22 protein-coding genes are annotated in these 19507 nt (G+C 62.7%); 14 read left to right on the top strand and 8 right to left on the bottom strand.

Annotation, left to right across the window (positions count from 1 at the left end):
• From LDJ84_RS16045 to LDJ84_RS16000, 10 genes are all read left to right on the top strand, one after another.
• The gene (locus LDJ84_RS16045) at window positions 1-354 is read left to right on the top strand and encodes a hypothetical protein (RefSeq protein ID WP_226044998.1); all 354 of its coding nucleotides are present in this window, start codon (window positions 1-3) and stop codon (window positions 352-354) included.
• Complete coding sequence (locus tag LDJ84_RS16040; protein WP_226044997.1) at window positions 354-1568, top strand: baseplate J/gp47 family protein; 1215 nt, start codon at window positions 354-356, stop codon at window positions 1566-1568. The genes LDJ84_RS16045 and LDJ84_RS16040 overlap by 1 nt, the downstream gene beginning before the upstream one ends.
• Window positions 1565-2245, top strand: a complete 681-nt coding sequence (locus tag LDJ84_RS16035) for a DUF2612 domain-containing protein (RefSeq protein WP_226044996.1) — start codon at window positions 1565-1567, stop codon at window positions 2243-2245. Before LDJ84_RS16040 ends, LDJ84_RS16035 begins: the two co-directional genes overlap by 4 nt.
• Entirely contained in the window at window positions 2235-3278 is a 1044-nt protein-coding gene (locus LDJ84_RS30715; protein ID WP_263987015.1) for a hypothetical protein, read from the top strand. Before LDJ84_RS16035 ends, LDJ84_RS30715 begins: the two co-directional genes overlap by 11 nt.
• Window positions 3275-3439, top strand: coding sequence for a hypothetical protein (locus tag LDJ84_RS16025; RefSeq protein WP_226044995.1), 165 nt, complete (start codon window positions 3275-3277; stop codon window positions 3437-3439). The genes LDJ84_RS30715 and LDJ84_RS16025 overlap by 4 nt, the downstream gene beginning before the upstream one ends.
• Window positions 3439-3972: a glycoside hydrolase family 19 protein gene (locus LDJ84_RS16020; protein ID WP_226046593.1), complete on the top strand. Its 534-nt coding sequence runs from the start codon at window positions 3439-3441 to the stop codon at window positions 3970-3972. The genes LDJ84_RS16025 and LDJ84_RS16020 overlap by 1 nt, the downstream gene beginning before the upstream one ends.
• Window positions 3973-4051: 79 nt before the next feature.
• Window positions 4052-4366 carry a DUF6527 family protein gene (locus LDJ84_RS16015; RefSeq protein WP_226044994.1) on the top strand — a complete coding sequence of 105 codons (315 nt, stop codon included), beginning with the start codon at window positions 4052-4054 and terminating at the stop codon, window positions 4364-4366.
• Entirely contained in the window at window positions 4366-4878 is a 513-nt protein-coding gene (locus LDJ84_RS16010; protein WP_226044993.1) for a lysis system i-spanin subunit Rz, read from the top strand. Before LDJ84_RS16015 ends, LDJ84_RS16010 begins: the two co-directional genes overlap by 1 nt.
• Window positions 4879-5308: 430 nt before the next feature.
• A complete protein-coding gene (locus LDJ84_RS16005; protein ID WP_024764474.1) occupies window positions 5309-6259 on the top strand; it encodes a phospholipase D family protein in 951 nt (316 codons plus the stop codon).
• Window positions 6260-6417: 158 nt separating this feature from the next.
• Entirely contained in the window at window positions 6418-6699 is a 282-nt protein-coding gene (locus tag LDJ84_RS16000; protein ID WP_226044992.1) for a hypothetical protein, read from the top strand.
• Window positions 6700-6771: 72 nt separating this feature from the next.
• On the opposite strand, the gene LDJ84_RS15995 is transcribed toward LDJ84_RS16000, so the two are convergent.
• The 5 genes from LDJ84_RS15995 to LDJ84_RS15975 form a co-directional block, all read right to left on the bottom strand.
• Window positions 6772-8049 carry an OprD family porin gene (locus LDJ84_RS15995; RefSeq protein WP_226044991.1) on the bottom strand — a complete coding sequence of 426 codons (1278 nt, stop codon included), beginning with the start codon at window positions 8047-8049 and terminating at the stop codon, window positions 6772-6774.
• A gap of 283 nt (window positions 8050-8332) precedes the next feature.
• Window positions 8333-9514 carry an MFS transporter gene (locus LDJ84_RS15990; RefSeq protein WP_084359307.1) on the bottom strand — a complete coding sequence of 394 codons (1182 nt, stop codon included), beginning with the start codon at window positions 9512-9514 and terminating at the stop codon, window positions 8333-8335.
• A gap of 136 nt (window positions 9515-9650) precedes the next feature.
• Window positions 9651-10205: a putative glycolipid-binding domain-containing protein gene (locus tag LDJ84_RS15985; RefSeq protein ID WP_226044990.1), complete on the bottom strand. Its 555-nt coding sequence runs from the start codon at window positions 10203-10205 to the stop codon at window positions 9651-9653.
• Entirely contained in the window at window positions 10205-10567 is a 363-nt protein-coding gene (locus tag LDJ84_RS15980) for an MmcQ/YjbR family DNA-binding protein (RefSeq protein ID WP_084359312.1), read from the bottom strand. The genes LDJ84_RS15985 and LDJ84_RS15980 overlap by 1 nt, the downstream gene beginning before the upstream one ends.
• A gap of 12 nt (window positions 10568-10579) precedes the next feature.
• The gene (locus tag LDJ84_RS15975; RefSeq protein ID WP_226044989.1) at window positions 10580-10858 is read right to left on the bottom strand and encodes a peptidylprolyl isomerase; all 279 of its coding nucleotides are present in this window, start codon (window positions 10856-10858) and stop codon (window positions 10580-10582) included.
• A gap of 186 nt (window positions 10859-11044) precedes the next feature.
• Here LDJ84_RS15975 and LDJ84_RS15970 point away from each other — a divergent pair, with 186 nt between their 5' ends.
• Window positions 11045-12274 carry a PilT/PilU family type 4a pilus ATPase gene (locus tag LDJ84_RS15970; protein WP_024767267.1) on the top strand — a complete coding sequence of 410 codons (1230 nt, stop codon included), beginning with the start codon at window positions 11045-11047 and terminating at the stop codon, window positions 12272-12274.
• Window positions 12275-12379: 105 nt separating this feature from the next.
• On the opposite strand, the gene LDJ84_RS15965 is transcribed toward LDJ84_RS15970, so the two are convergent.
• Entirely contained in the window at window positions 12380-13630 is a 1251-nt protein-coding gene (locus LDJ84_RS15965; RefSeq protein ID WP_226044988.1) for an OprD family porin, read from the bottom strand.
• Between the two features lie 520 nt (window positions 13631-14150).
• Here LDJ84_RS15965 and LDJ84_RS15960 point away from each other — a divergent pair.
• Complete coding sequence (locus LDJ84_RS15960) at window positions 14151-15035, top strand: DMT family transporter (RefSeq protein WP_024767266.1); 885 nt, start codon at window positions 14151-14153, stop codon at window positions 15033-15035.
• Between the two features lie 116 nt (window positions 15036-15151).
• Here LDJ84_RS15960 and LDJ84_RS15955 read toward each other — a convergent pair whose 3' ends face one another.
• Window positions 15152-15970 (bottom strand): helix-turn-helix domain-containing protein, encoded by an 819-nt coding sequence (locus tag LDJ84_RS15955; protein ID WP_024767265.1) that lies wholly within the window; start codon window positions 15968-15970, stop codon window positions 15152-15154.
• A 168-nt stretch (window positions 15971-16138) separates the two neighbouring features.
• On the opposite strand from LDJ84_RS15955, the gene LDJ84_RS15950 reads away from it, so the two are divergent.
• Together LDJ84_RS15950 and LDJ84_RS15945 are read left to right on the top strand one after the other, a co-directional pair.
• A complete protein-coding gene (locus tag LDJ84_RS15950; RefSeq protein WP_024767264.1) occupies window positions 16139-17581 on the top strand; it encodes an alanine/glycine:cation symporter family protein in 1443 nt (480 codons plus the stop codon).
• 86 nt (window positions 17582-17667) lie between these two features.
• Window positions 17668-18663, top strand: coding sequence for an asparaginase (locus tag LDJ84_RS15945; RefSeq protein WP_226044987.1), 996 nt, complete (start codon window positions 17668-17670; stop codon window positions 18661-18663).
• A 15-nt stretch (window positions 18664-18678) separates the two neighbouring features.
• Here LDJ84_RS15945 and LDJ84_RS15940 read toward each other — a convergent pair whose 3' ends face one another.
• A complete protein-coding gene (locus LDJ84_RS15940; protein WP_226044986.1) occupies window positions 18679-19305 on the bottom strand; it encodes a response regulator transcription factor in 627 nt (208 codons plus the stop codon).
• Window positions 19306-19507 lie beyond the last annotated feature (202 nt).

Raw genomic sequence — 19507 nt, 5'->3', positions numbered from 1 at the left:
ATGGCAAGCACACTGCTACTTGATCGCAGCGCATGGGATTTGGTGCTGGATGGGGAGGGAAACATTGCCCTAGCTACGGAACCGTATGCCATTGCTCAGGACGTCGCCAGTGCAGTTCGAACATTCCTCGGGGAGTGCTGGTACGACACCACACAAGGCCTTCCGTACTGGCAGCAGATCCTCGGCAAGTACCCTTCGGTATCTCTGATCAAGAAGAAGATCGAGATGGCGGCACTGACCGTCCCCAAGGTGGCCTTGGTCAAGACGATCGCCGTTTCGTTCACTGAGCGTGGCCTGACCGGACAAATCCAGATCATCGATACCGACGGACAGGAAGCGGGAGTCTCCTTCTAATGACCACCAACGTCCCCAGCGTGGTAATTGATGCCAATGGCATCACCCTGCCACAGGAGAAAGACATCCTTGAAGGCGTTCAGGCTGACATTAACCAAGCCTTTGGCGGAGGCGTTAACCCAGGCCTAACGACCCCGCAAGGACAGCTTGCTCAGACGACCACTGCGATTATCGGCGACAAGAACGACCAGATTGCCGAGGTGGTCAACAACGTCGACCCGGACAAGGCCGTCGGTCGGTGGCAGGACGCAATCGGGCGTATCTACTTCTTGGAGCGAATTGCAGCCTCCGGAACGGTTGTTACTGGCTCATGTGCTGGCCTAGTAGGCGCGGTGATTCCAGCGGGCTCTGCTGCGCAGGACGCCAATGGCTATATCTATTTCAGCTTGGCGGATGCCACGATTCCTGCCAGTGGCTCTGTGGATGTTGATTTCCAGAACTCCACCATGGGGCCGATTGCCTGTCCGATCGGGAACCTGTCAAAGATCTACACCGCCGTCCCTGGCTGGGATCGCGTGACCAATTCCGCGGCCGGAACCCTTGGAACTGATGTTGAGTCCCGCGCCGACTTCGAATACCGACGCCGTCTGTCTGTTGCTGCCAACGGAGTGAACTCGGTCCAATCCATTCTGGGCCGTCTTCTCTCGGTGGCAGATGTTCTCGACGCCTATGTCATCGACAATCCCAAGGGGGTTGTCGTGAACACTGGGGCGACCAACTACCCGCTTGCTGCGCACTCAATGTATGCCGCCGTCGTCGGAGGCGCAGCAGCAGATGTGGCGGCTGCGATCTGGGGGAAAAAGTCCCTTGGCTGTAACTACAACGGCGATACCAGTTACGTCATCGAGGACTCAGAGGGCTATGAAAAGCCCTATCCGCAGTACACCGTCACTTGGCAAACCCCAGATGCCAAGCCGACATTCTTCAAGATCCAGATTGCCAATGATCCTCTTCTGCCATCGAACATTGTCGACCTGGTGCGCGCCGCCGTATTGAATGCGTTCAATGGTGCAGATGGAGGTAGCCGGGCCCGCATCGGTTCGACGATTTACGCCGGCCGCTACTATGCCGGCGTCGCAGCGGTAAATGGCAACGTCAACATCGAGTCGATCACGATGGGGTTCACGTCTACTGCCGCGGCAGTGTCCCTGGCATTCGGTATTGATCAGAGGCCAACTCTCGACGCCTCCAATATTCAGGTGCTCCTGGTATGAACAACTATCGGGACACCTTGCTGGCGCAGTACGCCAACAGCCCGACGATCACCGCGCTGCTTGATAGCTTCAACGGCGCCATTGATCCATCAGCGGACATTGATGCGTTCTACGAAGTTGTCTGGAACGTGGCCACTGCCCAAGGCTTCGGCCTCGACATTTGGGGGAAGATCGTCAACGTCTCCCGCCTGCTGCAGGTAGACCAGGCTGTCACCTACTTTGGCTTCGACGAGGCCTTCACCAGTCCTACCGCAAACACCGGGGTGCAGCCGTTTGACCAGGCGCCGTTCTACGACGGCCCGTTGCCGACGCAAACCTACGAGCTTTCGGATACGGCCTATCGCCAACTGATCCTGCTCAAGGCGATGTCCAACATCACGGACTGCACTGCGCCGTCCATGAACCGGATGCTCAGGTTCATCTTCGGCAACAAGGGCCGCTGCTACGTCCAGGACACCGGCGGCATGGGCATGCGCTTTGTGTTCGAGTTCGACCTATCAGCAGTGGATGCCGCGATCATCCTGCGCTCTGGCGCCATCGCAAGACCTGCCGGCGTGTCACTCAGCATCATCCTTCAGCTAGACCCATCGACCACCTTCGGCTTCGCAGAGGCCGGCGGCCAACCATTCGACCAAGGCGTTTTCCTCGGAGAGGGCGGAGTCATTTATGCAAGCTAGCAACGCACCCGGAAAGATCCAGAAGCCATTCGCCGATAACGGTGACAAGCAGGCCATCCCCGTTGCCTCCCAGATCGGCGTGGCTGATGGCCGTGCGTCCTATACCGATGGATTCCCTCCGCTAACTCGAACCCCGATTGTGGCGGGTGGCGTGCCTCCGTTCGGAACGGACATGAACGGTGTCCTCAATGCCATCACTGCGATCTTGCAGTGGCAGTCGGCGGGCGGCACGTTCAAATTCGATGCAGCATTTGCTACCGCAATTGGCGGGTATCCAAAAGGTGCAAACCTCCAGAAAGCTGATGGCTCTGGCACCTGGCTGTGTACTGTCGAGAACAACACGGCTAACCCGGATACCGGGGGTGCTGGTTGGCAGGACTTCTCCGCCGGCCGCCTGATCGGCGTTCAGAACTTCGCGGCTTCAGGTTCCTACACTTACACCCCGACTGCAGGAACCAAGTCGGTTGTTGTTGAGGTCCAGGGTGCTGGCGGAAGCGGAGGAGGAACTGCCGCAACGTCTGCTGGGCAGGCGGCTATTGGCGGTGGAGGCGGTGCCGGCGCATATGCCAAGGGGCGGTTCACATCCGGGTTTTCTGGCGTGACCATCACTGTTGGGCTGGGTGGCGCTCAAACGGCAGCCGGCAACAACAACGGCAACGCAGGGGGAACTTCTTCTTTCGGTTCTCTTATCACAGCTGCTGGTGGTGGCGGCGGTCAAGGTGGCGGAGCTGGAAGCTCATTCCCATTTGCCAGTGGCGGCGGATCAGGCGCAGGCAATCCAACAGGTGGAATTATTAATATCGGGGGGGCTAACGGTATTCAGCCGATAGCGCTTGCCGCCAACGTAGTGATTGCTAGCTATGGTGCCCCTAGCACTATTGGAAAGGGAGGCTTGGCATTCCCAACCAGCGGAAACGGCGGGCCAGGATTGAGTGGAGCTGGAGGTGGCGGTGCCTGTGCAGGCGGTGTCCAGCCGGCGTTCTTCGGCGGCAACGGCGGAAGCGGGCAAGTCACTATCTGGGAGTACGCATGATGAAGCAGTGGGCCTACATCGTGGACGGTGTTCTTTACGAGATCATCGACGACATCATTGAAGTGGATGGGCGAGAAGTTCCCATTGAAGAGCGTTATCGCCCTGACTTCGTGGAGCAACTGGTTCCTTATGTTCCGCCAGTCGAGGGTGGCGAGACATGATGCCTCTCACCGAAGCGCAGCTCCTGCGCATCTACCCCAACGCCAGCCAGAGAGCTGGCGTTTTTGTTCCTGCGCTGAACCGGGCGATGCAGCGCTACCAGATCAATTCTCCGGCTCGGCAGGCTGCGTTTCTGGCGCAGATCGGGCATGAGTCTGGCCAGCTGAAATGGGTGCGCGAGATCTGGGGGCCGACGGCGGCGCAATCGCGCTACGAGGGCCGGCGGGACCTGGGCAATACCGAGCCGGGTGACGGCCGTCGATTCTTGGGCCGCGGCCTGATCCAGATCACCGGGCGCGAGAACTACCGCCGTACCGGTGCGGCGCTGGGGATTCCGCTGCTGGATAAACCCGAACTGCTCGAGCAGGCCGAGTGGGCCGCAGCATCGGCCGCCTGGTGGTGGGCAAACCACGGCCTGAATGAGTTGGCTGATGCCGGTGAGTTCGAGCAGATCACCCGACGCATCAATGGCGGTCTGAACGGTCAGGAAGAGCGGGCAGCTTTGTGGGACCGTGCCAAGAAAGTTTTGGCATGAACGAAACCATAGTTTCGTTTCCGGTGCGCTTTGCCGGTCTGCCGAGAAAAACGAAACCAGAGTTTAGATGGAGGCTGATATGAGCAGCTTTATTCCGCTGTCCCCGATCCTTGAGCGCGCCGATGACCAGCTGTTCTTCCTTTGCCCGGGCTGCCAGATGCTCCACGGCGTCAACGTCAACCGGGACAAGCCGGGTCCGGGATGGGATTGGAATGGCGACGTGAACAAGCCGACCTTCAGCCCTTCGATCCTGGTGACGTACTGGTGGGGTGAACAGCGCGAGGACCGCCGCTGCCACTCCTTCGTTCGCGATGGGCGCATCGAGTTCCTCGGCGACTGCACGCACGCCCTGGCCGGCCAGACGGTCGACCTGCCACCGGTGGACGACTACTGATGGCCTGGCTGCTCAGCAACTGGAGGCCCCTGCTGTGTGCTCTTGTGCTGTTCCTGGCCGCTGCAGGTGGCTGGTTAGCCAATGGCTGGCGACTTGGCCAGCAGATCGAGCAGCAGCGGGCCGCCTTTCAGGCTGACCTGAGCACGATCAACCTCGCCGCAGCCAAGGTCCAGCAGGAAGCCAACGAACAGCGCCAGGCGCTCGCCAAGGCCATCCAGCAGCAGAGCGCCGCTCAATATCAGGAGTACACCGATGCCAAGGCTCAGAACGATCAGCTTCGGACTGATCTGCGCGACGCTAATCGTCGGCTGTCAGTCAAGGTCAGTGGTTGCAGTCCCGCCGCCCAAGTGCCCACTGCCGCCAGCACCGGAAGCGTGGGTGATGCAGGCAGTCGAGCCGACATTGACCCGAGATCTGCTGAACGAATTGTCGCCATCGCCAACCGAGGCGACGACGCCATCCGGCAACTGACTGCCTGCCAGGCCTATGTGAAGCGAATCTTTGGGGAGTAGGTTTCCCAGAACTGGCGAGGCGGGGCGGCGACCGATACCAATTTTGATACCAATCGCCGCTTTCGAGTGCGTTTTAACGCTGTCGTGAGAAATATTTCTTCTGCGAAAGCCCAGCAAAATCAATAGGTTAGATTTCTCCGCAAATCTCCGCAGACTGCATGGTGATATTGGCGGTGGAAATCAACTGACTGACCCTTGGCTGGACATGGTGCGCGCCGGGCGCTGACGGCGCGGGCGGGCAGGGAAGGCGCGGTCGTCGAACGAGACCGACAGGCGCCTGGCAAAGCCGCTCATTATGCCATGACCAGGCACGGGCTGCATGCTTTGCCGCTGCAGCGCCCGATTTGCGGGCGTAGGTCGGCATCCGACAGTTGAAACCCCCCATTGTCCTGCATCAGAATTCGGTGTTCAGAATTCTGGTGGGGGCTGTATGAAAATCCTAAACGCTCAACATTCGCTCAAGCAGTACCTGGAGCAGGTCAGCGGCAAGCTGATCACGGTCGTCTCGGCCTCCGCCAGTGAAACCGAGGCATTGATCGAAACCCTGGTGGAGAAGGGCAATCGCCTGGACCTGCTGGTGGGCACCATCAATTCCTTCACCTCGCCGGACTTCATCGACTTCTGCGTCCGCGACGCCGGCAAGAGCGTGACCCTGCACGTGGATTTTCGTGCACAGAACAGCGTGCACTGGAAGCTGGTGCTCATCGAGCCGGACGTGGTGATCCTCGGCAGTGCCAACTTCACCGAGATCGGCCTGAGCCTGACCCGCGATACCTGCACCGTGATCCAGGATGCGGCACTGTATGCCGATTACCTGGCGCGCGTGGCCGAGATCAAGGGCATGGACGGCGTGGTGCTGGGCGAGGACATTCCTGCGTTCGACGAGCAACTGGAAGAGTACCGCCAGAGCCACCGCCGCGTGCAGGCGAGCCTCGCACGCAGCGCGCAGTACCTGGACGGCGAGAGCTGGCTGGGTGACGAGACCAACCAGAGTATCCCGCTGTTCATCTGGTACAGCGACCACTCCGACGAATCCGAGGAGCAGGCCGAAGCCTTCCTGCACGCCAGCAGCGATGGTGTGGACTGGGACGACGTGCGCGAGTTCTTCACCTACGAATGTGCCGAGGGTGTGCTGCCGTACGAAGAGGGCGACATGGTGTTGACTGCGCGCTGCAATGGCACGCATATCGGTTTCTACACCTTCGACCGCATCCTTTACCGCAACGGCACCTACTTCATCTATTCCTATCGCAAGAAGCGCTATACCCAGCCGTTCAAGCTGGAGGACGCCAAGGAGCGCCTGAAGGACGTGATTCCGGAGTGGTACGAGGAAATGCGCACCTCCCTCAATCGCCACGACATCAACAGCGTGGTGCGCTGACGCCCGGCCATTCATCGGCGCGCAGCCGGCCTGTCGATGGGTCGCACCCTGCGCGCCTTGGCATTTCCCGCCGTGCGGACTAGCATCCTGCCAGTATCTCGACGTCGCATGCTGCTGTTGCGTGAGCCCGTCAGAAACCTGTCAGGAGGCAAAGGATCGTGCCGCAACTTCCCCCCGATGAGGTCCCCGTTCGCCGCCGCATGCACTGGCACTGGCGGCTGTTGACGCTGAAGATCTACATCCTTGCGGTATTCCTGCTCGCCTGCATGCTGGGGGGCAGTGCGATGCTGCTGCTCAATGTGCTCAACGACACGCTCGAACCGGCGCAGCGCCTGGGCTCCTTCGTGGCCGGTGGGTTGATCCTCTTGCTGTGCTTCCACATCCTGCGCATGGCGCTGCCGCCGATGCCGTGGCTACCCAGGCGGCGCACTCTGGAGTAGAAGAGGCCGGAATGAAAAACGCCCCGTGGCATCGCTGCCACGGGGCGTTTTCCTTGGAGCGTGATCAGATCATCAGAAGATGTTGACCGGGTACTCGACGAAGACGCGCACTTCGTTGCCGTCGTCGTTGTAGGAGCGGGCGTCGTTGGACACGCGCAGCCAGGAACCGCGCAGCTTGACCGACAGGTCCTTGGCCGGGCCGCTCGGTACGACGTACTTCACCTGGTTGAAGATTTCACGCTCTTTGCCGTTGCTGGTCTCGGCGGTCTTGATGTTGTCGCCGTAGACGTAGGCCACGGTGTAGCTCAGGCCGGGAACGCCGTACTCGGCGAAGTCCAGGCTGTAGCTGCCCTGCCAGGAACGCTCGTCCTCGCCGTTGAAGTCCGACCAGTAGGAGTTGGCCAGCCAGATGGTGGTGCCGCCATCACCCAGGCCACCTTCGTTCTGGTACCAGCCGTACTGGTAGCCGGAGTCGCCGTTGTTGCGCTGGTGCGCGACCATGAAGGTGTGGGCGCCGATGTTGTAGGCGGCCGACAGGCTCCAGATGGTGTTCTTGGTGCCGTCGTAGCCGTGGTCGGCAGCGAAGTCTTCATTCACGCGAGTGCGATAGCCGTTGAAGTCCAGGGTCAGGGACTGCTTGTCGGCTACCGGGATGACGTAGTTCAGGTTCATGTACTGCTTGCGGGCGACGTCTTCGCTCTCATAGCCGTACAGCGAGCCGCTGAAGTTGTCGGTGAACTTGTAGCTGCCGCCGAACACGTCGATGCGCTTCAGGCCGCCGCTGTCACGCCCTTCGGCGCTCTTGCGGGTTTCCGAGGTGAAGCGGCCGACGTTCAGTTCCAGGCCTTCGATCTCCTTGGAGGTGATCAGGGTGCCGGTAAAGCTTTCCGGCAGCAGGCGGGAGTTGTCGTAGCTCAGCACCGGCAGGGCCGGCATCTGGTCGCCGTACTTGATCACGGTGTTGGAGAAGCGGGCTTTTACTGCACCGCCGGCGCGGGCCAGGTCGTTGGCGGCTTCGCCGCTGTCGCCCTGCTTGAAGAAGTCGATGCCGGCAGCGCCGCTCTTACCTTGGCCGCCATCCAGACGCAGGGCGTACATGCCGAAGGCGTCAACGCCGAAGCCCACGGTGCCCTGGGTGAAGCCGGAGGTGAAGGTCGCGGTAGCGGCCTGGCCCCACTCGGCCTTGTCGTCGCGACCGTGCTTGTAGTCACGATTCATGTAGGCATTGCGGAAGAACAGGTCCAGGTGGCTGTCTTCGACGAAGCCCTTGGCAGTGGACTGGTCTTCGGCCATCGCGGCGGTCGACGCGAGGATCCCCAGTGCGAGCAGACTGATCCGGTGGTTCAGCATCTTGATTTCCTTAATGGTGCAGCGCCAGCGAACAGAAAGAAAAAAGCTCTCCGCCCCGAAGTGCGTGAACGGGGTAGGTGGAGTTCTGTGCTGGCATGTTCTTTTGGTTGTATTCGGGGCGTGGTCGCCCCGGCGCCGCCGGATAATAGCAGAGGATCGAACTTTTTCGTCCAGCCTCTGTCATGCGGATGTCATGATGACCTGATCAACGGCGATGGCTCCCGGATCAGGGGCGCTCGAAGGCAATCAGCGCTGTTGCGGTTCTAAAGCTGCGCCGTGTCAATCAGGGCTGCTGATAGGAATGTTGATAGAGCCACAAACTGAGCATCAGCCCGCTGAATGCTGCGAGCGCGGCGCAGAGGAAGATCGAACCAAAGCCGAAACCGTTGGCGACGGCGCCCATCAGCGGCCCGGTAACCCCCAGCGACACGTCGATGAACAGCGAATAGGCGCCCAGCGCGGCGCCGCGATTGGAGGCAGGCACCAGGCCGACGGCTTCCACGCCCAGCGCGGGGAACACCAGGGAGAAGCCGAAGCCGGTCAGCGCCGCGCCGGCGAGGGCGATCCATGGCGTCGGGGCGCTCCACAGCAGGAGCAGGCCGAGGCTTTCCACCGACAGGCAGGCGATGGCTACGCGGAAACCGCCGTGGCGGTTGATGGCGTTGGCGAACAGCAGTCGCGCGCCGATGAAGCAGCCACCGAAAGCGGTCAGGCAGTAGACGGCGTCTTTCCAGCCGAGGCTGGCGTAATAAAGCGTGACGAACGTGGCGATGGTGCCGAATCCGATACCGCCCAGTGCCAGGCCCATGCCGTGGGGGAATACCCGGCCGAGTACGTGGTGGAAGGGCATACGCTCGCCATGCACCAATGCCGCGGCGCGCTTGGGCCAGGCCAGGGCGAAGCCGAGCGCCGCCAACAGGACTACGCTGCTTCCCAGGCTGGCCAGCCCGAGTTGGCCGACCATCAGCACGCCCAACGGCGCGCCAATGGCCAGGGCGCCGTAGCTGGCGATGCCATTCCAGGAAATCACCTTGGCGGTGTTCGCCGCACCGACGCGGTCGATGCCCCAGGCGATCGAGGCACTGCCGACCAGGCTTTCCGAGGTGCCCAGTACCAGGCGTGCAGCCATCAGCAGGCCGAGGCTGAGCCACGGTAGGCCCTGCATCGCCCAGGAACCGAGCATCAGCGCGCCACTGCCGGCGCAGCCGAGCATGCCGTAGAGCACGGCGCGCTTGGGGCCGAGAGTATCGATGACCTTGCCGGCGTAGGGACGAGTCAGCAGGGTGGCCAGGTACTGGATGCTGATGACCAGGCCCGCCATGACCGAGCCGAAACCCAGGTCGGTGTGCACATAGCCGGGGAGCACGGCCAGCGGGATACCGATGGTCAGGTAGGCGATGAAGGTGAACAGGACGACGGACACCACTTGCAGGGTGGACGCGGTGGAGCGGTTCTGGGCAGGCATGTGCAGCAGTTCGGTACGGCAGGTGGGTGCTACATGATGGACCGCAGTGGCCATGTAGGAAAGCTAGCTAACGAACTACCTGGATATGGTTTTGCGTAGGCGCCAGCCAGGGGTGTCATCCGCAGGGGCGAGCCTGTCACACCCGGCGGAAGAGTGTCGGGTAATCGATCACCAGGCCTTCGGCATCCACTGACAGCAACGCCTGAAAGTCCGTGCCCTCCAGGTTTTCGTACAGGTAGTGAGTGGCGTCGATGCGTGTATAGCCCTGGCGCATCCGCACCGGCATGAGCTTCGGCGCTTCCAGATACACCACCGCCAGTTCGCGGCGATCGCCGTCGGCCAGTTGCAGGCGGCGGATCGGGAAGGTGTTGGTGAAGGGCGACGGCCAGAGGTCGATGTCCAGGCATCCTTCCAGCTCGCTCAGCAACTCGCCGCTGCCGCTTCGCCAATGGCCTTCGCCATCGGTCAGCAGGTGAAGCTGATGCGCACCGCGCTCGCTCTCGACGGAGAAATGCGCCTCGCGCAGGCGCCATTGGCTGTCCCACTCCAGTTGATACTCCAACTGATAGGGCGGCCCGCCCGCCTCGTTGATGGCGCGCAGTTGGCTTTCCGCGCGGCCGTCGCCCAATTGCAGGGACTCCCAGCTGGAGGTCGGCGCGTGCCACAGGCCTTCCCAATTCAGCGTGCGCATCAGGGCGCCTCCAGCACGAGGCCCAGGCGCTGCCGCTTGGGCAGGCGGGCGACCACCAGTTGGTGCGAACGGGTCAGGGCTTCGCGCAGTTCGGCATCGCCCATGGGGTAGGGGCGCTGCATGGAAATCCAGAAGGCCCGCGCCAGGTAGGGCGCAGGGCGGATGCCGGGGCGGTCGACATAGCCCAGGAACAGCTCCGGGCCGACCTTGAACGCCAGGCCGCCATTGCCGCTGTCGAGGAAATCGAGGATGGCGAACATCTTGTTGCCCGCCACCGAAAACACTCGGTTGCTGCCCCACTTGATGTCTTCGCGGGCGCCGGGCAGTTCCAGGCAGAAGCGGGCGATCTGTTGCGGCGTCATGACTCGGTTCCCTCAGTCCCGGAAATAGACCTCGACCAGATGGTAGCCGAACTGGCTTTTCACCGGGCCGTGGACCACGCCGACCGGCTTCTTGAAGATTACCTGGTCGATGGACTTCACCATCTGGCCGGGGCGCACCTCGCCCAGATCACCGCCGCGCTTGCCGGAAGCGCAGGTGGAGTGCTTGCGCGCCAGGGCGGCGAAATCCTCGCCCTTGGCCAGGCGCTGCTTGATCTGCTCGGCTTCGGCGACGGTCTTGACCAGGATGTGGCGGGCCATGGCAACGGGCATTGTTTCGTGTCCTTAGATGAAAGCGTCTGGGCGCGATTGTACGGCAGCAGTGATGCAGGTCGCATTTCGCGATGGGTTGCATTGTCTGGTCTGGGGGCGCTCCATAGAGTCAATAAGCAAATTCTTATTTATGGGGCGCCGCTTACAGACGGCGTCCGCCGCCACCTTGCGTACGGATGCAGTTCAATGGATATCCAAGCGATGCTCAAGATCCTGGCCACCCAGGATGGTTCGGATCTTTACCTCTCCACCGGCGCGCCGCCCTGCGCCAAGTTCAACGGGGTGCTCAAACCCCTGTCCAACGAGCCGATGAAGGCAGGCGATGTCGCCCGCATCGGCTATGGGCTGATGGACGAGGAGCAGCGTGCGGAGTTCGACCGCGAGCTGGAGATGAACCTGGCGATTTCAGTTCCCGGTGTAGGGCGTTTCCGGATCAACCTGTTCAAACAGCGCAATGAAGTGTCCATCGTGGCGCGCAACATCAAGCTGGACATTCCGCTGTTCGACGACTTGAAGCTGCCCGACGTGCTGCTCAAGGTGGTCATGGAGAAGCGCGGCCTGGTGCTCTTCGTCGGCGGCACCGGCTCGGGCAAGTCCACTTCCCTGGCGGCGCTGATCGACCACCGCAACCGCAACAGCGGCGGCCACATCATCACCATCGAAGACCCCATCGAATACGTGCACCGGCACCGCAAGTCGATCATCAACCAGCGCGAAGTGGGCGTGGACACCCGCAGCTTCCATGCCGCACTGAAAAACACCCTGCGCCAGGCGCCGGACGTGATTCTGATCGGCGAGATCCGTGACCGCGAGACCATGGAGCACGCCCTGGCCTTCGCCGACACCGGCCACCTGGCGATCTCCACGCTGCACGCGAACAACGCCAACCAGGCGCTGGACCGCATCATCAACTTCTTCCCCGAGGAGCGCCGGCCGCAGCTGCTCAACGACCTGGGCAACAACCTCAAGGCCTTCGTTTCCCAGCGCCTGGTACGCACCCAGGACGGCAAGCGCCGTGCAGCAGTGGAAGTGCTGCTGGGCACGGCGACCATCAGCGACATCATCAAGCGTGGCGACTTCAGTTCGATCAAGGAGATCATGGACAAGTCCCGTGCCCTGGGCATGCAGACCTTCGACCAGGCGCTGTTCGACCTGGCGGTGGAAGGGGCGATCACCGAGGAAGAGGCGGTGAAGAACGCCGACTCGGCGAACAACCTGCGGCTGAAGCTCAAGCTGTACAAGGACAACCCGGGCAGCGTCGGCAGCACTGCCACACCTGCGGCTGCCAAGCCAGCTGCCCCGGCGCCGGTTGCACCGCCGCCGGCCACCCAGCCTGTCGAGGCTTCGAGTTGGGGGCTGGAACTGGCACTGGAAGAGATCGAGGCGGAAGACGCCGAGAAGCCGGCCGGGCAGTAAACCGCCAGTTGAACGAAGGAAAAGCCCCGGCACGCCGGGGCTTTTTCATGGGAGCGGAATCAGCGCGTTCCTTCGCGCGTCGGTGAGTTCGGCGCCCAAAGCGCATCAGAGTAATGACAGCGGATAGCTGATGATCAGCCGATTCTCGTCGAAGCTGTTGGTGCTGCCCCAGTCCCGGCGCATGGTCGAGTTGCGCCACTTCACGTTCAGCGTCCTGAATGTGCCGCTCTGCACTGTGTACGCCAGTTCACTCTCGCGGCCCCATTCGCTGCCGTCGGTGGTGCTGGCGTTGTGCACGTTGTCGCCGTGGATGTAGCGGTTCATCAGGGTCAGGCCGGGAATGCCGAAGGCGGCGAAGTCGTAGTCATGACGCAGTTGCCAGGAGCGCTCCTTCGCGCTCTCGTAGCTGGCGTTGTAGCTGTCGTTGGCGAGGGTGCCACCACTGGTGCCATTGACGCGGAACCATTCGTCATCGCCCATGACCTTCTGCAGGCCGAGGTAGAAGGTGCTTGCACCGTACTTGGCCGAAAACATCCCTGAAAATGTCCGGTTGTCGAGGTCGCCGGCCTTGGCACTGCCATCCTCCTGGCCCCAGAAGTAGCCGATATTCGCACCGAGTACCCAATTGCCCAGCGGCTGGCTGTGCTGCAGCTGCAGGTATTGCTGCTGGTAGATGTCCTTCAGCTGCGCGTTCCACAGGCCGACCAGCGTGCGGTCGCCGTTGAAGCGGTATTCGCCACCGGCGAAGTTGAAGCGGTCCGAGGTGTAGGCGGGGCGGTTGAACAGTGACATGTCTTGCATGCTGGCGTCGTTGCGCGGGCTGTTCTGGCGGAACTGGCCGCCGTAGAGCGTCAGGCCGTCGATTTCCTTCGAGGTGACCTGGGCGCCCTGGAAGGTCTGCGGCAGCGAGCGGCCGTCGTCCGAGCGCAGGATCGGCAACACCACCATCCATTCACCGGCCTTGAATTCGGTGTTCGACACCTTGGCCTTGCCGGCCACCGCCAGGCGGCCGAAATCGTCGGCTGGGCGACCGTCGTCGTGGGTCGGTAGCAACTGGGTGCCGGCCGTGCCCTTGCCGCCATCGAGCTTCAGGCTGTACAGCCCGAGTACGTCCAGGCCGAGCCCGACGGTGCCCTGGGTGTAGCCGGAGCGGGCGTCGAGAATGAAGCTCTGGGTCCATTCCTCCGCCTTGTCCTGGCGGGCTTCGCCGACGTAATTGCGGTTCATGTAGAAGTTGCGCAGCAGCAGGCTGGCCTTGGCGTCATCGAGAAAGCCGCCTTCGTCGGCACTGGCCAGGACGGGCAGGGTAGGTAACAGGCAGACGCTGATGGTGAGATGCGGCAGGTGGCGGAGCATGGGGTATTCCCTCGGCATTCTTGTCATTGTTGAGGCGAGCGGGGACCTCCGCGCGGCCCTTTCGGAGGGCGGCGGATGGAGGACTAAGGCGGTCAGGACGCGGATCAGCCAGGCGCGACAGGAATGTGCGGAGGGGCGGTACGAGCGATGCACGCGCGCAGGCGTGCCAGGGTGAGCATGAGCATGTGAACGGACCTTTCTTATAGTTGTTGGCGCCGCATCGAGGCGGCGGCTGGGTCCATAGTGGTGTTCCGCAGCGGCGGGCCGCAATTCGCCAGAGGCGTAAGCGTTCGCTGTTCGAACATGAATTAACCAAATGGAACATTCTTCCGCCGGCATTGCGCGTAGGATGCCTGGCACAACGCCGAGCAGGACTCGTATCGCCCGGCCTTTCAGCGGACCCGCGAGGTGCTCGGGTAGCGGCGCGGCGGATTCTTTCTGCAGAGCCTCCTGCTAGGCTGTCCTGCTCTCCATGTTGGCCCCCGTGCCGGCCGCATCTGCCTAGTGAATCCGTGAGTCGATGAGTACCAGCCAATCGCCGTTGTCCGGCGTCCACCAGCCCTTCAAGGGCATCCTGCTCATCGTCCTGGCGACCTTCCTGTTCTCCAGCCACGACGCGCTGTCCAAGTACCTGGCGAGCATCTATCCCATCGTCATGGTGGTGTGGGCGCGCTATGTGGTGCACACGCTGCTGATGGCGGGCATCTTCCTGCCGCGCGCCGGCCTCGCCGTGCTGCGCACCCGCCATCCGTTCCTGCAGACGCTACGGGCGCTGTGCCTGCTGGGTACCAGCTTCCTGTTCACCACGGGGCTGCAGTACATACCGCTGGCCGAGGCGACCTCGGTGAACTTCCTCGCGCCGCTGCTGGTGACGGCATTGTCGGTACCGCTGCTGGGCGAGCGGGTCAGTTTCGGCCAGTGGGCCGCAGTGCTGGTGGGATTCGCCGGCGTGCTGGTCATCGTCCACCCCGGCGGTGACCTGTTTACCCCGGCAGTCCTGCTGCCCTTCGGTTCGGCGCTGTGTTTCAGCTTCTACCAGTTGCTGACCCGCAAGCTCAGCCAGGTGGACAGTCCGACCACCAGCAACTTCTTCGCCGGGTTGTGCAACACCCTGATCGTCAGCGCGCTGGTGCCGTTCTTCTGGCAATGGCCGGGACTGGTCCATGGGCTGATGATGCTGGCCCTGGGCACCTGCGGGATGACCGCGCACCTGTTCCTGACCCAGGCTTTCAAGCATGCCGCGCCGGCTCTGCTGGCACCGTTCAGCTATTGCCAGATCGTCTTCGCCGGGCTGCTGGGGTTCGTGATCTTCGGCCATACGCCGGAGCCGTCGGCGCTGCTGGGGATCGCGGTGATCTGCGGCAGCGGGCTGGCGGCGGCCTGGCTGCAGAGTCGCAAGGGGTAGGGCGACACCGTTGCTGTTGGAGCGAGCTTGCTCGCGAACAGCCCAGCGTCGGAGCAACCGGTGAATCCGTTCGCGAGCAAGCTCGCTCCTACAGAAAGCAATAGCGCCGAGCAGGCTTACTCGATCTCGAACAACCCATGGCGGATCGGCCCGACCTGCAGGCGCTGGCGCACGTCATCGTCGATGCGCGGGTCGTCCGGCTGGTACAGCTTCACCTGGCGATAGGCGCTGATGCGGTTGATCTCCGGCCCCAGGTACTCCCAGACCACGCGAGTGCAGGCCGGGGTGCGCCGGTCGCCGCTGGAGACGCCGGTCTTCAGGCCGTTCAGGCGCGTGATGCGGCTCTTGAAGCTGGGGATGAGGATGGTCTGGCTCATCTCGTTGACCGTGAGCGACTCGTAGTCCATCAGGAACACCCGGTCCTGCAACTGGAACGCTGCGCCCAGGTAGCGGCAACGCACCCAGTCCTCGGCCTGCACGTCGGTGCTGCTGGAACGCTCCTGGCGCTCCTGGCGCTCGAAGAGGAAATTGCCGTCCTCTTCGTACAGGTGGACCAGCGAGAGCAGGATCGAGCCGGGGACCGACATGCAGTTGGAATACTCGAAGTAGTAGCCGCAGTAACGCGACAGGTTGCCCGCGTGGTCGCGCAGCGGGCGGAGCATTTCCAGCAATGGATCGTCGCGTTGCACGTTGGCCTGCGAGGTGCCGCGCGCACCAATCAGCCGGGCGAATTGCTCGGGCGGCAATTGCAGCTCGTAGTCTTCGACGCCGAAGAAGTCGCCAATCCGCTTGAGGTTGTACGCGGTGGGCTGGCTCTGCCCGCCGAGATACTTGTTGAACTGTGCGCGGTTGATCGAAAGCTTGCGGCAAACCTCCGAGATAGAGCGGTAGTGCGCGCAGAGCAGCTTGAGATTGGGGCCGAGGTTTTCGGACATTCGTGCCAGGTCCAGGTGATGCGACTGGCGCAATTATAGCGTCAGGTAGCATCAATTCGTAGCAAGCCGCGAAATTGTTTCGGAAGGCTTCGGGCGCAACCATGCGCCCCCAGTGAGCGGACCAGCCCCAGGTCCGTGCTCCCACAATAACAATCGAGGCCCCAGCACATGCTCGACGCGATCAACGATTTCCTCTCCGGGAAAGTCCTCATCGTCCTCATCGTAGGACTCGGCGCGTACTTCACCATCCGCTCCCGTTTCGTCCAGTTCCGCCACTTCGGCCACATGTTCGGCGTGTTCAAGGAGTCGATCCGTGGCCAATCCGGCCAGCTGAGCTCGTTCCAGGCACTGATGCTGAGCCTCGCCGGCCGCGTGGGTGCCGGCAATATCGCGGGTGTCGGCATCGCCGTGACCCTCGGTGGCCCCGGCGCTGTGTTCTGGATGTGGGTCACCGCGCTGGTGGGCATGTCCAGCAGCTTCTTCGAGTGCACCCTGGCCCAGGTCTACAAGCGTAGCGACGGCAACGGCCTGTACCGCGGCGGCCCGGCCTACTACATCCAGCACGGCTTGAAGCTGCGCTGGATGGCCATGACCTTCGCGGTCCTGCTGCTGGTGACCTACGGTTTCGCCTTCAACGGCCTGCAAGCCTTCACCGTGACCCATTCGCTGCAGAATGCCTTCGACATCCCGGTCCTGTACTCGGGCATCGCCCTGGCCGTGCTGCTGGCCATCGTGTTCTTCGGTGGCATCCAGCGCATCGCCGCGGTCTCCGACCTGCTGGTGCCGGTCAAGACCCTGGCCTACATCGCCGTGACCCTGTACGTGATCGTCACCCAGATCGAGCTGGTGCCGGGCATGCTGACCACCATCGTGAAGAGCGCCTTCGGCCTGGAACCGGCCTTCGCCGGCCTGCTGGGCAGCGCCATCGTGATGGGCGTGAAGCGTGGCGTGTTCGCCAACGAAGCGGGCCTGGGCAGTGCGCCGAACGTGGCCGCAGTCGCCGCCGTGCGCCATCCGGCGTCCCAGGGCGTGGTCCAGGCGTTCAGCGTGTTCCTCGACACCTTCGTCATCTGCACCTGCACCGCGCTGCTGATCCTGCTCTCGGGCTTCTACACCCCGGGCTTCGAAGGCGACGGCATCACCCTGACCCAGAACTCGCTGGCCGCCGTGGTCGGTGACTGGGGCCGGATCTTCGTCAGCGTCGCGCTGTCGTTGTTCGTGTTCACCTGCATCACCTACAACTACTACCTCGGCGAGAACGCCCTGCAGTTCATCGTCGGCCGCAGCCGCACCGCGCTGATCGCCTTCCGCGTACTGGTGCTGGGTCTGATCCTCTGGGGCTCGATGCAGAACCTGGGCACCGTGTTCGCCTTCGCCGACATCACCATGACCTGCCTGGCCTTCGTCAACCTGGTGGCCCTGGCGATGCTGATCAAGACCGGCCTGCGCGTGATGCGCGACTACGACGAGCAGCGCCGCTCCGGTATCGAGCGCCCGGTGTTCGACGCCAGCAAGTTCGCCGACCTGGACATCGACCATGACGCCTGGCGCGACGCGCACAAGATCAATTCGACCGCTCCGGCCCACGGCAGCCTGCCCGCCCAGGGCTGATCCGCTGACTTTGGTCTGATACGCAAGGCCGGGACTTCTCCCGGCCTTGCGGTTTATCCTGTGAACTTTCCTACAAGAGCACTGGCATGCGTCGCGTGAAGAACCTCTTCGTCCTCTATACCGGCGGCACCATCGGCATGCTGCAGACTGCCGAAGGCCTGGCGCCGGCTGGCGGTTTCGAAGCGCGCATGCGCGAACAACTGCAAGGCCACGGCGAGATTCACCTCGACTGGTCCTTCAGCGAACTGCAACCGCTGCTCGACAGTGCCAACATGACCCAGGCCAACTGGCTGGCCATGCGCGACGCCATCGTCGGTGCGGTGGAGGAGTGCGACCATGACGGCGTGCTGGTCCTGCACGGCACCGACACCCTGGCTTACAGCGCTGCGGCGCTGTCCTTCCTGCTCCTGGGGCTGGACGTGCCCGTGGTGTTCACCGGCTCCATGCAGCCGATGGGCGCGCCGGGCAGCGATGCGCCGGCGAACCTGCTGGGCGCGCTGAATGCACTGGATGCCGGTGTCGAGCCGGGTGTCTGGTTGTTTTTCAATGGCGAGATGATGCACGGCGCCCGCGTCACCAAGCTGCGCAGCGAGGCGTTCGATGCCTTTGCCGTGTTGCCGCGTGAGCGCAAAGGTGAACGCGCGGAATCGCTTCCTGCCGAACTGAGCTACCGCCAGCCGCGCCAACCGGTGAACCTCGCCGTGCTGCCGCTGTTCCCCGGCCTGCGTGCCGAGCACCTGCGTGCGCTGCTCGGCAGTGGGGTACAGGCGTTGCTGCTGGAGTGCTACGGGAGCGGCACCGGTCCGTCGGATAACGAGGAGCTGCTGGCGGTATTGCGCGAGGCTCATACTCGCGGCGTGGTGTTGGCTGCGATCAGCCAATGCCCGCAGGGGCACGTGGCGTTCGACGTCTATGCCGCGGGCAGTCGCCTGCGCGATGCGGGGCTGGTTTCCGGCGGAGGCATGACCCGCGAAGCGGCGCTGGGCAAGTTGTTCAGCCTGATCGGCAGCGGCTTGGCGCCGGCCGAGACGGAGCGCCTGTTCGCCCTCGACCTGTGCGGCGAGCGCGTCGAAACGAATTAAGGGAGAGCGCCCCGGTCAGGGGCGCGATTCTTCCAGCGGCACGTTGAGCACTTCGCGTACCAGCATGGCGATGCTGTTCACGCCCATCTTTTCCTTGATCTTGGTGCGGTGCACGTCGACGGTCTTGACGCTGATGTTCAGCTCGCGGGCGATGACCTTGCTGGCCTTGCCGTCCACCACCATCATCAGGATTTCCCGTTCCCGCCCGGTCAGCAGGTCGAGCTTGTGCTGCAGGACCTGCTTCTGCTCCTGCCCGGCGTGTACCTGTACCGCGCTTTTCAGTGCGGCCTGGATGCGATCGAGCATCTGCTGCGGGTTGTAGGGCTTCTCGACGAAATCCAGCGCGCCGTTCTTCATCGCCTTCACCGACATGGGGATGTCGCCGTGGGCGGTGACGAAGATGGTCGGCAGGGCGATGCCCTTGTCGTTGAGCATTTCCTGCAACTGGAACCCACTGGTCTCGGGCATGCGCACGTCGAGCACCAGGCAGGCGGGGAGCTTGGGGTCGTATTCGCGCAGGAACTCCTCGGCGCCGCCGTAGCACAGCGATTCGATGCTGACCGATTCGAGCAGCCAGGCGAGGGAGGTGCGCAGGTCCTTGTCGTCGTCGACGATGTAGACCACGGGTTTTCTAGCATCCATCAGGCGTTGCCACTTTCTTTTTTTATCGTTGTAGAGCTGCACGTAGGCCGCGTACGCCGGGCTTTGGCCCGGTCGCCGCAATGGCATGTCCCGGAGCATACCCATAGTCGCCGAGGCTGACGATAAAGAAACCACCTAGATGACTAGCGGCCACCACCCTCTGGGGTGGTAATCGTCTGAATGTTTCGCGCCCTGGCGCTGC

Source organism: Pseudomonas sp. HS-18 (assembly GCF_020401845.1).
Classification (GTDB): Bacteria; Pseudomonadota; Gammaproteobacteria; order Pseudomonadales; family Pseudomonadaceae; genus Pseudomonas; species Pseudomonas nitroreducens.
This window is presented reverse-complemented; position numbering and strand designations above follow the sequence as displayed.